At 42.5% G+C, this 14,761-nt stretch carries 12 protein-coding genes and 1 pseudogene; 5 read left to right on the top strand and 8 right to left on the bottom strand.

What is annotated here, in order from left to right; all coding sequences use genetic code 11:
• Positions 1 to 123: 123 nt before the first annotated feature.
• Positions 124 to 1,467, bottom strand: a pseudogene (locus NST85_RS29320) (lytic polysaccharide monooxygenase).
• A gap of 549 nt (positions 1,468 to 2,016) precedes the next feature.
• On the opposite strand from NST85_RS29320, the gene NST85_RS13730 reads away from it, so the two are divergent.
• Both NST85_RS13730 and NST85_RS13725 read left to right on the top strand, forming a co-directional pair.
• Positions 2,017 to 3,261, top strand: a complete 1,245-nt coding sequence (locus tag NST85_RS13730; protein ID WP_341189565.1) for a multidrug effflux MFS transporter — start codon at positions 2,017 to 2,019, stop codon at positions 3,259 to 3,261.
• Between the two features lie 28 nt (positions 3,262 to 3,289).
• Positions 3,290 to 3,796, top strand: coding sequence for a YfiT family bacillithiol transferase (locus tag NST85_RS13725; protein WP_341189564.1), 507 nt, complete (start codon positions 3,290 to 3,292; stop codon positions 3,794 to 3,796).
• 108 nt (positions 3,797 to 3,904) lie between these two features.
• Here the strand turns inward: NST85_RS13725 and NST85_RS13720 are convergent, their stop codons facing one another.
• From NST85_RS13720 to NST85_RS13700, 5 genes are read right to left on the bottom strand one after another with little or no spacing between them, the layout of a single operon-like run.
• A complete protein-coding gene (locus NST85_RS13720; protein WP_341189563.1) occupies positions 3,905 to 4,894 on the bottom strand; it encodes a GNAT family N-acetyltransferase in 990 nt (329 codons plus the stop codon).
• 40 nt (positions 4,895 to 4,934) lie between these two features.
• On the bottom strand, positions 4,935 to 5,942 hold the full coding sequence (locus NST85_RS13715) for a hypothetical protein (RefSeq protein WP_127191389.1): 1,008 nt from the start codon (positions 5,940 to 5,942) through the stop codon (positions 4,935 to 4,937).
• Between the two features lie 23 nt (positions 5,943 to 5,965).
• A complete protein-coding gene (locus tag NST85_RS13710; protein ID WP_341189562.1) occupies positions 5,966 to 6,970 on the bottom strand; it encodes a hypothetical protein in 1,005 nt (334 codons plus the stop codon).
• A 21-nt stretch (positions 6,971 to 6,991) separates the two neighbouring features.
• On the bottom strand, positions 6,992 to 7,921 hold the full coding sequence (locus tag NST85_RS13705) for a helix-turn-helix transcriptional regulator (protein ID WP_341189561.1): 930 nt from the start codon (positions 7,919 to 7,921) through the stop codon (positions 6,992 to 6,994).
• Positions 7,922 to 7,968: 47 nt separating this feature from the next.
• The gene (locus NST85_RS13700) at positions 7,969 to 8,157 is read right to left on the bottom strand and encodes a hypothetical protein (RefSeq protein ID WP_127191392.1); all 189 of its coding nucleotides are present in this window, start codon (positions 8,155 to 8,157) and stop codon (positions 7,969 to 7,971) included.
• A gap of 222 nt (positions 8,158 to 8,379) precedes the next feature.
• Here NST85_RS13700 and NST85_RS13695 point away from each other — a divergent pair, with 222 nt between their 5' ends.
• Together NST85_RS13695 and NST85_RS13690 are read left to right on the top strand one after the other, a co-directional pair.
• The gene (locus NST85_RS13695; RefSeq protein WP_341189560.1) at positions 8,380 to 10,077 is read left to right on the top strand and encodes an RNA polymerase sigma factor; all 1,698 of its coding nucleotides are present in this window, start codon (positions 8,380 to 8,382) and stop codon (positions 10,075 to 10,077) included.
• Between the two features lie 95 nt (positions 10,078 to 10,172).
• Positions 10,173 to 11,348 (top strand): beta-alanine-activating enzyme beta-propeller domain-containing protein, encoded by a 1,176-nt coding sequence (locus tag NST85_RS13690; protein ID WP_170220149.1) that lies wholly within the window; start codon positions 10,173 to 10,175, stop codon positions 11,346 to 11,348.
• Positions 11,349 to 11,433: 85 nt separating this feature from the next.
• On the opposite strand, the gene NST85_RS13685 is transcribed toward NST85_RS13690, so the two are convergent.
• Positions 11,434 to 12,372: a hypothetical protein gene (locus tag NST85_RS13685; RefSeq protein WP_341189559.1), complete on the bottom strand. Its 939-nt coding sequence runs from the start codon at positions 12,370 to 12,372 to the stop codon at positions 11,434 to 11,436.
• A 45-nt stretch (positions 12,373 to 12,417) separates the two neighbouring features.
• Positions 12,418 to 13,344: a Gfo/Idh/MocA family protein gene (locus NST85_RS13680; protein WP_341189558.1), complete on the bottom strand. Its 927-nt coding sequence runs from the start codon at positions 13,342 to 13,344 to the stop codon at positions 12,418 to 12,420.
• A gap of 177 nt (positions 13,345 to 13,521) precedes the next feature.
• Between NST85_RS13680 and NST85_RS13675 the strand changes: the two genes are divergently transcribed.
• Positions 13,522 to 14,754 carry a chromate transporter gene (locus tag NST85_RS13675; protein WP_127191397.1) on the top strand — a complete coding sequence of 411 codons (1,233 nt, stop codon included), beginning with the start codon at positions 13,522 to 13,524 and terminating at the stop codon, positions 14,752 to 14,754.
• The last annotated feature ends 7 nt before the right edge of the window (positions 14,755 to 14,761 follow it).

Here is a 14,761-nt window from a genome sequence, read left to right as displayed (position 1 = left end):
AATGGTGGTTAATTATCCGTCAATCGGAATTATTGAGTTCGTGCTTAATATAGGAATAAAGAAAGATGACTCCTATATGAAATCAGAAGTCATCTATTTAATAACGGCAAAGGATATCAGAATCTATGGAATTACTTTCCAAACATCGGCCCCAGTTGAACCAGGCGTTTCACCTAGTGTCCACCATTTAGCTTCGTAGTTAACTCCGTTATGCGTCACCTTGTTGCCACCCACATAGACCGTAGACACGTTCCATGCTGTATAAGTGGTAGGAGCTGCTGGTGTTGTAACATTTAACGTATTACTCGCTATTGATACATTACCCGCGGCATCAACTGCTTTTACTGTAAAGGCATAGGCCGTACTAGGCGTTAGATTGGTAACGGAATAGGCAAGGATCGACCCAGATACCGTATCAATGAGCGTGGTCCCGCGATAAATTTGATAAGAGGTCACTGCAATGTTGTCACTTGAAGCGTTCCACATCAAAGGTACCGTAGTCGAGGTTGTACTACCCATTACATGCAGGCTCGTTGGGGCTGATGGAGGATCAACATCCGGTCCTGTGACAACAAGGGTTGTGAAGGAGGTCGTATTGCTCGCAGCGGATACGTTGCCAGCATCATCGACTGCTTTTACCGTTATATTATAAGCTGTATTAGAGGTCAGGCCGGTCAAATTGTAACTTAGAGCTCCATTAGTGGAAGCAATCTGTGTTGAACCATTGAAGATCCGGTAGCTAGTTACACCAACGTTGTCCGTGGCTGCCGTCTAGGTAACTGTAGCACTTGTCGTTGCGATATTAGATACGACCAGACCTGTAGGAGCTGTTGGAGCTACAGTATCGAGATTGCCAGGAAAATTAACATCGATGACATTATAGAATGCGTTGGCTGTATCTGCTATTTCCCACACTGCCAGTATGACTTGATATCCCGTTCTATTAGGAACATTACAAGTGTCAGAATAAGTATTGCCAGGTGTTCCGCTATAGGAAACGCTGCAAAATGGTGTTAAATCGAATGAAGCACGTGTAAGCGGAGCATTTGGATTCCAGTCTTGCTTGGTCATGTAATACTTCCAACTTGATGTAGAGTGTGGAACTTTTATATTCCAGTTGAACGTAGTCGTACCCGGGCTGATGTTTACCTTTGTCCAACGGGTCGCCGATTGCTCATCAAGTGCGGCGAATGCACCGTTGGCGCTGGCAATTTTACCATCAGCCGGACCTGCTGCAGGAAACCCTTTCAGTGCCTCAAGACTATATGGCTCATAAATGATGAGACCACAATTGTTATTAATTCCACTGGCACATAGCGCTGCACGGCTAGATGGATTGTTAACATAACCATGAGCTGTGGCTTTCCCCTCGAACACAAAGAGCATAGCGATAGTCAACATAAGCATCATACCGCCGGCGACTAGTACTTTTATCATTCGTGATTGAGTTAAACGTAGAGTTGTCATTATAAACCCCCTCCTTTTAGTGGTAAAAGTTAGAGCTAAGTTACCTCCACATGTTAGCAGCAAATACCCAAGCACGACCTCCCTTCATCTTCGCAGTCCATGATCAACCTAAGAACCAATATCCTTGTGACACCCGCCCTACCCTCCTTCAGTAAGATTGTGTATATAAACTCTCAGTGAGTTTATACTAAAATGACAAATCACCTAATTGTAAGCGATTACATAAGTGGTTAGTGCTTGAAACTATATGTAAACCTTTCACATGTAATTACGAAAAAGACTCCTAAACTCGTATCATTTGTCACACATATATTAACATTATATGTCATATTTAACAACCTATTTATAGATATTTTTTACATTTATTCCTCGTGGAACCAAATAATCCGTATGGATTGTAACCAATCTATAAACCTCCTAATCAAATGATAGATAACTCAATTCATCTCCAAAAAAATCGAATGTACACTTACCTCTTCAGCACCCTGTATAGTATAATGTTCAAATCTGCGTCAGACTGTGATCCAAGTAGAAAGGATGTTTCAACGTATGAGCTCAAACACTAGTAATCCTCCTAACTTAAAAAGTCCAATATCTTCTTCAAAGCGTATGAAGTCAGCGCTTATTCTTGGTAGTCTATCTGCCTTCGGACCGCTCTGTCTGGACATGTATCTACCTGCTTTGCCAAATTTAGCGAACGAACTAAATACCAGCGCCTCCATGGCACAGCTAAGCCTAACCGCTTGCTTGCTCGGACTAGCTCTCGGCCAGCTAGTCGCAGGTCCTCTAAGTGATGTGCGCGGACGACGCACACCGCTAATCGTAGCGTTGATCATCTATGCTATTAGTTCACTTCTCTGCGTCTTCGCCCCTTCCGCATGGTTCCTAATTGGGTTTCGATTCATTCAGGGCTTAGCAGGAGCTGCGGGGATCGTTATCTCACGTGCGGTCGTTCGTGACATGTATTCAGGCACGGAGCTCACGAATTTCTTCTCGCTCCTAATGCTAGTCAATGGGGCGGCTCCGATCCTGGCCCCGTTATTTGGCGGTCAACTGCTGAATTTCGTTTCATGGCGTGGTGTATTCGTCGTCCTCAGTCTGATCGGCGTAGCGATGCTACTGGCTGTCCTATTAGGTCTTCCCGAGACTTTACCTAAGGAACGGCGCCAATCTGGTGGTATGCATGAGACATTATCAACCTTCCGGCGTTTGCTAAGAGATCGAGTATTTATTGGGTACTGTTTAGCCCAAGGACTCGTATCTGCAGCGATGTTTGGATATATTTCAGGATCTTCCTTTGTGCTTCAAAATATATTTCATGTATCAGAGCAAATGTATAGTCTCATCTTCGCTATCAACGGGGTCGGCATTATCATTGCCAGTCAAACAACTGGCCGACTTGCTGGAAGATTCAAAGAATCTTCCCTACTTGCTTTTGGTCTAGGGCTAGCCGGTGTATCCTCTATCGCCTTGCTTACCGTCATATTGACGGGTGGTGGTTTAATAGCCATTCTGATCCCATTATTCTTCATCGTATCTTGCGTCGGTATCGTAGGAACTTCAACCTTCGCCTTAGCGATGAATAGTCAAAGTAAATCAGCAGGCAGTGCGTCAGCCCTGCTTGGCTTGCTTCCTTATATTCTTGGTGCTGCAGTCGCCCCACTCGTTGGTCTTGGTGGCGACAAAACGGCAGTCCCAATGGGTATCGTCATTACTGTAGCTAACCTCAGTGCGGTTATATGCTACTTGTTTGTTGTTCGTAGAGCTCAGGTTAAATTAAAAGCCGCTTCATAATTTGATTAAATTGGGAGGGACATACCGAATGAATGATAGATACCCGATTGGTGAGTTTAAGTGTTCAGAAATAATTTCACATGAAGAAGTAACAGATTGGATTAATGAAATACGCGAATTTCCTAGTAGGCTTGTAGAGGTAGTAAGTAATTTAACAGATGTTGAGCTAAATAAAACCTATCGCGTGAATGGTTGGACGATATGTCAAGTTGTACATCATATAGCTGATAGCCATATGAACGCTTTTATTAGGTTTAAGTTAGCCTTAACCGAAGACAATCCAACGATTAAACCATATGATCAAGATGAATGGGCCAAATCAGCAGATTGTAAACTTCCAATTGAAGCATCTCTTAGCATCATTGAAAGTTTGCATGAACGCTGGAGTTATTTGCTTCAAAGTCTGTCTGAAGAGCAACTAAATAGAACCTTTCATCATCCCGATTCCGGATTAGTCCCTGTTAAAAGAAACATTGGCATTTACGCTTGGCATGGCAATCATCATTTAGCACATATAAAAAATGCTCTAGAGTAAAGCTTGTACCATGTTACTCTAGTGATGCAACTGAACAGAACAGGAGCTTGCCATATTTGTGGCAAGCTCCTGTTTTTGATTAAATATTACTACTACTTTAAGAAGATATTATATATTTTTTGCTAATACATACAGTCCAGGAACTGCTCTAAAACCCAGATAGTCTCTGTTAATTATCAACATCGGGGTATTCATCGAATCATTATTCGTTCGCATATATCGAGACTGCTTCTCCAAAGCGGCTTCAATACTCTTAATTTTTAGTGCTTGGGCAATACCACGGCCCCTATGTGAACTTCTCACTCCCGTAAATTCATGGTAGAAGCTAGAGGTAGCCCCCTTATAAAGTACATGGGCAACTCCTACCCATTGATTATTCTCTATCGCAATAAAGAGATAAATAGGGCTTGAACCCGGAAGTTCCAATGTCCACTTTTTCCATTCTTGCAGATCAAAATATTCACCACTAAAACCAGGAATATCATAACTTGTGTCTCTGTACAACTCATACAGTGCCTGCTCTTTCAGAGCGATTTCTCCATCCAGTTTATCCAGAGAAGTTATAACCACTCCAGTCTCTTCTACCTTTGAAATACCAGGAAGATATTCCTCCAACTTGAATGTCGATAAATCCAGGACAGATTCAAATACATGTCTATTGATCTTAAATCCAAGTTGAGTTGCAAACTGAAGGGCAGAATTATCTTCATCCCGTATTTCATAATTCAATTTACTTGCACCAATCGAATGTGCCCATTGCTCCAAATGGCGGTACACCTCTTGCCCTATCCCCATATGACGATAGCGTGGATCAACAACAAGCCGATGATTTAGTTCACCATGAGCCGTCCACGGCGCTCTCCACGATATACCATACGCAATAGGAATATCAGCAGCATTAACAGCTACAATAACATACCGATCAAAACCAGCTAACAACTTATTCTCATCCCGATACAAATGCCCTTGTGATGGAATTTTGGAGTCATCTAGTTCTAGATCTTGGGCAGTTATGGGTTCCGGCAGACATGTATTCAATACTTCTGCAATATAAGGATAATCCTGTGGTAACTTTACTTTTCGCACAACAACCTGCATAATTCACCCCGATAATCCTTCATTTATTACAACAAAAATTCTACCTCAGACCAATGTCATGGAAACGATTATCAAGAGATTCACGCATCCACCATCTAAGTTTCTCTATGGCATTCGCTTCTTTTTCTTTAGCTTCTTGGACAAGAGCAACTAGTAGAGTTACTTGAGGATGATTGTTTAACGCAATATCGCTAATTTCTTGTCGCCATTCAACTAACAAACATGCTACCTCTGTAAAAATAGCTGCAACTCGACCATATTCCTCTGCTGCTTGAACAATCTCTGGCCACATTCGAGATAGTTCCCTTATGTATAAACTGATATCCCGCTTAGCTCCTGCATAATACCCAATAACAGACGCTCCATCTTTAGCGATGTAATCACCTGTCTGTATTGCAGAAATGATCGCATCATACGCCAACCGACCGCAAGCATATTCTCCTTCAGGAAGCATGGGATCATGTGTCTCCCATTTATAAATCGCTTGTATAAGTGACTCTCTGTAAATCTCTATCTCTTCTAGCTCAATCTTATTTTCGAAAAATTGATAATACCAATACGGTGTTTCATTACGGCCAAAATCATCATAAGCCAAACTCTTTAATCCATCATGAATCCCCTGCTCGTTGCCTTCACCATCAGAGTAATATAATACTTGCTTATCGTCATCATACCCCGCGACCACAACAAATCTGTCCTTCCAAACGACAACCCCAATTCCGTTATCTATGGACTCCTTGATCATCCCAACTGCTTGTTTCTGATAGAGTGGGAATGTACTTTCAAAATTAAATCCAGCTCCTTGAGAAGCAGCAATCCCAATAAAATCAGCAGCGATAAAATTCTCTGCCATCCAGTTATATGCTGTAGTAGACTCCACCTGTAAAGAGCGTTGTACTGTAAAACGAAACCCGGCTACAGTCATCCCCGTTAGCATAGATTTTGAGCAAGTGATCCATCCCCGGTGTGACAATATGGCGTGCATGGCATCAATATATGATTGTGTGGCATTGGTCATCCTCAGACCATCCAACAAGACAGCTGGCATTTCATTCACTCCTTCCGCCAACCCTAACGCGCCGAATGTGTTCCCCATCTAGGTAGGGTTGTACGTTTTGGGTCAGGGAATCCGGCTGAAATTTGCTTGAATATTCCCATGGCCTGGTCCTCAAGCAACCTTGCTGATTCAAGTGACTGAATAAACAATTGAAGGAATGTGGGATCAATTCTCCGTGCCTCCCTATCCTTAACAATACAAGTCGCTGCGATTTCCATGTGCTGGAGTAGTTGCTCAAAGAGCCCCACAACATCCTTTAATCCTGCCCATGTCCCCTGAATATATTGCAAATAGTTTCTAATCTCCGTCCGGGAAACAATGTGCGAATCCAAAATATACATCGCCCCACCAGCATCGTAATCACCACTATTAAGTGCATTAATCCAATAAGTATAAGCCTCTTTACCATTGGCTACTTCCTTACCCGGTAGTAACTTAAAAGGAGTGTCCCAATCATGAATAGCCAGCCGCAATGACTCCAGAATGGATTGCTCTATCGGAATATCTACCTTCTCCCCAATGGTTTGATAATACCAGAAAGAGGTAAAATTCAATCCAAAGTTGTCATACAAGATAATCTGGTCGTCACTTGATATTCCATCCTTAGCAAAAAACACACGATCCACATCATCATACCCATGAATGACACCAAACTCTGGAATCCAGTATATAACACCCATTCCTTGATCAAGGTTTTGTCTAGTATCTTGAATGGCAGCTTGCTGGAAATGCCGGAATGTTGAATGTCTGACACGCCCTGAATCTGTAATTGTTAAATAGCCCAAATTATCAACTGCAGGCTGATGCTCAGTCCCCCATTGTCCGTAGGCTGTCACCGACATCGGTAGCAGGCGTTCATGTATACTCAACTTAAAGGCCATACCTGTTAGCCCAGAAAGCAGATACTTAGGTCCGTCAAATTGACCCGCAGCGCTTAGCACTGCATACAAACTATCAATAAAAGATTTTGATTCCCGCTTCATCACGAGCTTCTCCAGATAAATACTGGACAATTTCATGCCTCCCCAAATTGTATTACTCTAGGATTTTGATTCATCTTGGTTAGTTGTTGATATGTCCAAAGAAGCCAACGTTCGGTGGCATCTTGCAGATAGTTGGTTTCTCAGCCAATGCGGTGACAGTAGCGCTTCCCACTCTGAGATCAGCAAATGTTGAAGAAAAGAAGCCGTATCATAGAATTCAACATCAATATAACTACCTTCTCTGGAAATAATGCGATATCCCATCCACGTCTCTTGATTTACCTCATGTTGTAGCTTAAGCTTAGCCACAAAAGGCTGAAGAAGAGGTGATTTCCCACGCTCTATTTCGACCTCCATATCAGCTGTACGTTCAAACCGAATTACAGTAACTCTTACATGCAAGATATCATCCAGTCGAAAAGAAAGTTGCTTATCCTGCTGATCACAATAGGCAATCACATAGTCACTGTTATACCGGGACGTCATTTGCAATGGGCAGATATAATATTCCTTCTCCCCCTCACGATTCCGGTATGTGATATAAACGGTATTACACTCCTCAATAGCGTGGGATAATAACTCCATGTTATGAATCGTTAAAGGCAGAACATCAAACACAGGCAACCGCTCATTTACCTTTTCATCCCCAGATTCGGAGAAATGCTCCAATAAATGCGCCACCCGTCTAATTGAACGACTACTCTCATATTGATGATTACGATAACGGTGAGCTAGGTATTTAAGTATCTTCTGCTCCTCTTCTGTGATATAGACATTTGGTAATACATAAGTATCATCTTCATAGCAATATCCTCGCTTCTTTGCTACATAGAATAATGGAGCATGCATAGACATCTCCATGTACTCTATATCCCGTTGTGCCTGTCGTTTGGAAATCTCAAATTTCTTCGCAATGAGAGTACTATTAGGATAATTCTCCGCTCTGATCTGTTGATCAATCCATTGAATTCGATGCAAGCTACTCACAGGTTAAAACTCCTTTATCGTTCCCTTTTCGTACGGTTCAAGCCATCTTATGTAGTTAGAGCATCTACTTTGACCTGATCCGCCTTTGAACATCTCTTACATACTTTTACCACAGAACCATCTGATTTGGCACAGGAATATAACAATTTTATTCTAGTACTATTACAAATCGGACAAGTTCCCCGTCCACGTGAAGGAAGATTCCATATTGCATGCCCTCTTTTTGTTTTTGCCACAGTTTTTATTCTCCTTTGTCCTCGTTGATATGTTACAAGGACAATTATAAAACACCTGCTACGACATATAATGTCGTAGCAGGTGAAGCTAACAATTAAGTATCCATATATCCATGTGCCCCTTGGATTATGGAGAATTTTCTTAACTTACGAAATACATAAAGTATTGGAACTTAGTACTAATTACGAGTGTTATAATAGTTGTAAGGAGCGATGCGATATATGGATCAAGATTCTGTTGATGTAAATTCACTTACAGACGATATGCTGGTGCTTCAAGCTCGAGATGGTCAGAGCCAAGCGTTTAATGAATTAATGACCCGTCATCGAAAGAAGGCACTCCACATAGCAACAAAAATAACGAATGATCCCCATTTAGCAGAGGATGTCGTACAAGAAGCTTTGATGAATGCATTTCTGCACCTCGGATCACTTGAACATATCGAACGATTTGTTCCATGGTTTCAGCGTATTATTACAAATCAAGCCTTGATGCACGTCAGACGTGGTGGTCCCTATGCTAAAGAGAAACCTTTCTCCGCCTACACTATGTGTTCTGATCAAGATAATCACAATCAAGGAGATGATTTTCCGATAGACCTTATCTTGAATACTTTAGCTAGAAACGCTAATCTATTACGACATGAGGACGAAGATCCCATAGACTCAGCTATAAGACTAGAGACAAATGACATGTTACGAAGCTTACTTCATTGCCTAAACCCTAAGGAACGCGAAATGTTCGAAGCCCACTTTTTCAAGCAATATTCACCTCAGGAAATCGCAGCTATGTGTTCCACCTCCTCCAGCAATGTTTATACAACACTATCCCGCTCCAGACGGAAAATTCAACAGACACAATTCCAAAGTAACCTGACACGTTATTTACATACACGCAGTAATCATCCTTTTAGCATTAATAATGAACTTCAAGACCACGGCATTTACATAGGAGAAATATGGGATACCTATTCGCTATGTGTGATGCATGCATTACAATACAGCACCCACCACCAAGACTCACAATTTTCGATGGCCGAGATCATGGGTCTGACTGGGCAAGCCTTCCGCATTCAAATTCATCGTAATCAATTGGATCTAGCAGGAGTAACCACATATAATTGGCGAAATACGTTTAGCAAAGGATTGTTGAATCTCGGTTATGCACCACGCTCACTTGGTGAAGGACTGCGGATTCCCCAAACGAACGAGCTTCTAATCGATGCATTTTCGTTTGTCCACGAGTCTATAGATCAAGGAAATCCTGTTATTGTATGGGGCATTCAACAGCCCTTTTTCAGTTTGATTTATGGGTATGACGATCGACAGAGATCATTTCGAATCAAAGGATTCTTCCAACAAAAGACTATTGATTATGAACAATTTGGACGGGAATGGAGTGCCGATTTGTTCGTATTGACGCTAGGAACTGCGTATGAGATCAAACCTATCGATTCTTTACGCGGGGCATTAAGTATGATTATTACGCACGCTGAAGGTGCTGAACGAAGTATCCATCCCGAATATATCCAAGGAGTTCCCGCCTATGATGCTTGGATTTCCGCGCTCTCTCAAGGACATATTGATCACCTTGCAAATGCATATAATGTTTGGTTTATATCTAATGCTCGTTCTTTTGCAGTGGAATTTCTCAACACCATCGCCGAGCACCATGATGATGATGTATACGGATCATTAGGGCTGGAGCTTTCTACTCTTGCGACCCAAGCCTCTTCCCATTATGTCGTGGCCTTACAAGCACTTTATGAGTTACGCAAACTATTTCCTTTTCCTAACGGTGGAAATCCCCACTTAACGAATAATAGAGATGCTGGTATTAAACTGCTTAAGCAAGTAAAAATGTCAGAACAACAAGGGCTTAACACACTAAAAAGCATGCTACAAATCTTATGTCGTTAACCTGAATATAAATTGTTGTAAGATTTTCCTGACCGTTGGCATCGATACTAATGGAGGCTGTAAAGAGTCAATCCATAAACAACGGAGGGGTAAAAATGAAAAATCGTTTGTTGATGAGTTTCACTTGTATGGCGATAGTTTTTGTGGGTTGTAATGTGGTTACAGAGGAAAATTTTCAAGGGGTGACTCCATTCCGTGGGGATCTTCACAATACAGGTGTTTCTGTCACCCAAGGATTGCCTGAACTTACCGGAGAAAAGTGGAAGATACAGATCCCTGGAGAAATTCATAGCTCTCTAGTGTTGGCAGATGGGACTTTATATTTTGGAACCGAGGAAGGACACTTTTATGCGGTTAATGCCACCGATGGAGAGATCGTCTGGGATGTCATTTTCGATGGAAAAATAAGATCAAGCGCTGCTATTTACGAAAATATGCTCTATTTTACAGATACAACCTCCACTCTGTATGCATTAGATCAAGAAGATGGAAGCGTGAAATGGAAGCAGAAACTCGATGATAGTTTCAGTAATGGAGACAAAAGCGATGAATGGGATTATTTCATTGGTTCACCAACCGTCGATCAGGATATCATTTATGTAGGTGGTGAAGGACCATTCTTCTATGCTGTTAACCGCCAAGACGGAACCATCAAATGGGAATTTAAGACTTCGTCTTTCGTTCATGGGAAGGCTGCAATAGCTGACGGCAAGGTTTATTTTGCTGATATGTCAGGCTCTGTGGTCTCTCTAGATCAACAAACCGGGGAACAAATATGGTTACAGAATTACGGCGTTATTCAATCAAGTCTGGCATTTAAGGACGACGTCTTATATTTTGGATCACGTGATAACTATGTCTATGCACTCGATGCCAAAACAGGTGAAATAAAATGGACTCACCTTACTCCAAGAGGCTCATGGGTCACATCTTCTGCCGCGGTCAACGATCAGTATGTCGCTATAGGTTCATCCGATTCCTATTTACTACATGTCTTCGACAGCCAAAGTGGTAAAAATCTTTTCGATTTCGAATTAATTAGCCGAGTGTTCTCCTCGCCTGTCATAGTTGATCAAATTGCATATTTCGGTACTGGTCATACAAATGGTGGTGGAAGGGAAAGGGACGCCTTCTTTGCTTTAAACTTGGAGACAGGGCAGGAGCTATGGCGCTTTGAAGGAACAAAAACACCGATTCTCTCAAGTCCCGTTGTTGCGGATGGGGTCGTATTTTTTGCTACAAAAGACGGTATCGTATACGCTTTGCATTGAGATATACAAAATGACAAAGAAAATGGAGTGCCAACTGGCAACAGTTATGACACTCCGCTTTTTGTGTCCTACTCTATCATGTAGATTAGCTATATAATTCAACCACTTGTACATACTTTCTCTCTACGGTAGCAAGTTCAGATTCTACCTTACGTTTTGCAGATTCGAGTCCAGACTGCACTATATTAATCTTGGATTTCTTCTCTCTCACCTGGTCTAATGTATCATTAATCCGCCCCTGAACAAGCCAATCCGTAATCAGTCCATCAAAGAAATAATCACCGAATTTTAGCGCCCCACTAATCTCCATATCCACTGGCAAATGCTCGCCCACATCACCTAGTTCTTTCTGGAAACGACGAAGACTATTCTGTGCAGTATAGATATGTTCCATAGCCTCATCAACGCGGCTGTGTTTAATATGCGTGGAGATCATCCCACCTCCGAGCATATCATAGGTTCCCCAGTTCTTGGCGGAACTCAGGTCGTCTTCAGCACGACCCAAATCATAAATCACCGACTGACCCGCCTGTACAGCTTCGTTTAGCTCCTTGTATTGGACTTTCAAATCTGCTTGGCGTTCAGTTAATTCCTTAAGCTCTACATTATCCCGAACAAACTGCTCCTCTTTAGTCCGGAATAATTGATCATAATCCATCTTCCAGAATCGAACTTCCTTCAATTGAAGCTCTAAATGATTGATTTGCTCAAGTGTATCTGTAACTGCACGTTCGGCTTCTCCGTATTTAAGCTTAGCCTCAAATAATTCCCGTTGTTCTTGATCAAGTTTTTCTTCTTTTTTACCAAGAATCGTATAGAAAAAATAAGTCAGTGACATGCCTGATAGCTTCTCAACATCCTTCTCCTCAGAAATAAGTCTGTTTTGCCACATATCCCTTTTAGACTCCAACTCGGCAAGCTCCTCCTGAAGTTGACCCAGGCGAGTCTCCCACTTCTCTTTCTTACGTCCAAGTTCCTTAAGCTCGATCAAACGTGCGTTCAGATCCTCAAACAAAACAATCACTCCTCTCTCAACTATGTTATGGTGAAACGATCAGGACATAACTATTTAATCACCCCAGACTAGGGCACCTTTCTCTTCTACCTGCTGTACAACGTATTCACACAAGCGGTGACTTTCTAGCGCATCACGTGCAGAGATCATCGGTTGTATATTATCCCTGATACAGGAGATAAAATGAGTAATCATTTGTTCGAACCCTCGGCGATATAACACGGGATCCCAATCCTTAAATGTAAGCCTACCTTCTGCTCCCCCAGTAAAATGAGCCTCCCGATTCAGCCCTTCAATGACCCATTTATTGCCTGGATTCATCACTTCCAATGTTTCTTCATTCGTTCCCGAATCACGATTCATCAGTCCTGTGAAGGTAAATCCATCACCTTGTAATTGAAGCATAACATAATGGAGCTTGCCTTCCTGAATATAGGAGGAAACGGATGTTTCCTTAATCTCTCCAGGAACCAGAAAGCGAATCGTATCGACTACATGAATGAAATCATCCAATACAAAGCGGCGAGCAAAATCTGGAGAAGCCATTCTATTCTTCTGTAAATGAACTAACCGTAGGTCATCCTTCTCTTTCATTGCCGCATACATCGGTGCAAATCGTCGATTAAATCCAACCATGAGCGTGACGCCATACTCTTCCGCTAATTCAACAATTCTCTTCGATTCTTCATAATGGTATGAGATCGGCTTATCTACAAACACATGAATTCCGTTCTTGATCAACTGTTCCGCAATCTCCACATGTGAATCTGTGCTCGTATGAATAAATGCGGCATCAACCCCAGCTTGAATAAGTTCTTCAACACTTTCCACCGTTTCCTTCACACGATACTTGTTCGCTAATTGTTCCAACTTTTCACGGTTCCGGGTACAAAATACAAGTTCAATATGTTCAACTTCTGTAATCACCGGCAAATAAGCCTTGCAAGCAATACTTCCGAGTCCTATAATTCCAATTCGCATTTTACATCCTCCTAGGATCGTTATTAATATAACGTTACCATTCATTATATAGGGTTATGGACAAACTGACGACTTTCAGAATATCCATCTTCTAATTCTCTCTTTACAATCTTATGTTAATCTAAGGAAGTTTTTATAGACGTTTATTAGAGTATCACGAAGTGAGGAGATCCTAATTTGGATACATCGAAACCGCTCAATAAGCCAATACAAAAGAGTAGATTTCTACAGACAGTAGAAATATTAGGCGTGTCAGCCAAACTTGGTATGACCTCATTCGGTGGCCCTATCGCCCATCTTGGTTACTATCATGAAGAATACGTGAGTCGGCGCAAATGGTTGGATGAACGAAGTTATGCCGATCTTGTGGCTCTGTGTCAATTCCTACCCGGTCCAGCCAGTAGTCAGGTCGGCATTGGTATTGGTCTTAGTCGTGGCGGAGTTCTGGGCGCCATTGCTGCATGGCTAGGATTTACGTTACCTTCTGCCATTGTGCTTATTGTCTTTGCCCTATTCATGCAAGGGATGGATGTCGGAAGCGCCTTTTGGCTTCATGGACTGAAACTTACAGCCGTATCCATCGTAGCTCAGGCGGTATGGAGCATGGGACGAAAGCTCGCGACGGGGCGCAGTCGGGCCACGATCGCGATACTTGCAGCCGCAATCTCCCTCATCTGGCCAAACGCCTTCATACAGGTGTTCGTCATTGCCATCGCTGGTATAGTCGGCTTATGGTTGTATCGTAAATCAACTGATTCCCAGGCCGAATCTACTTTCTTCGTCCCTATTTCTCGGAAATGGTCGGTCGTTTGTTTGGTGCTCTATTTCGGCCTTCTTCTAATCCTTCCGCTGCTAGTTCGTATATTTGGCGGCGGCGGAACGACAAACGGACTGTTGCTGTTTGATAGCTTCTATCGAACGGGTTCGCTCGTCTTTGGAGGCGGTCATGTTGTTCTCCCCCTACTTCAAGGTGAAGTTATTCATACCGGATGGGTTACGGAGTCTGATTTTCTTGCCGGATACGGGCTGGTCCAAGCTGTCCCCGGACCTCTCTTCACATTCGCATCTTACTTGGGAGTACTAATTAGCGGCATTCCTGGCGCTATTATTGCTACAATTGCCATTTTCCTGCCCGCATTCCTACTCATTGTTGGCGTTCTCCCGTTCTGGAACAGTTTGCGACACAATAACAATGTACAGGGTGCATTACAAGGTGTTAATGCCGCAGTTGTCGGCATCCTGCTAGCCGCTCTATATAATCCAATCTGGACGACTTCCGTCAACACTGCCTTGGACTTCGTTCTAGTACTACTATTGTTTGGCATGCTAATCTACTGGAAGCTTCCCTCTTGGAGCGTTGTCTTAGCGGGTGCTGCTGGAGGAGTACTCCTAGGAATATTGGGTAGTTAATTCTATT

The organism is Paenibacillus sp. FSL K6-2524, assembly GCF_038005525.1.
Classification (GTDB): domain Bacteria; phylum Bacillota; class Bacilli; order Paenibacillales; family Paenibacillaceae; genus Fontibacillus; species Fontibacillus anaericanus.
Note: the sequence above shows the minus strand (reverse complement) of the source record. Positions and strands in the feature narration are given on the sequence as shown.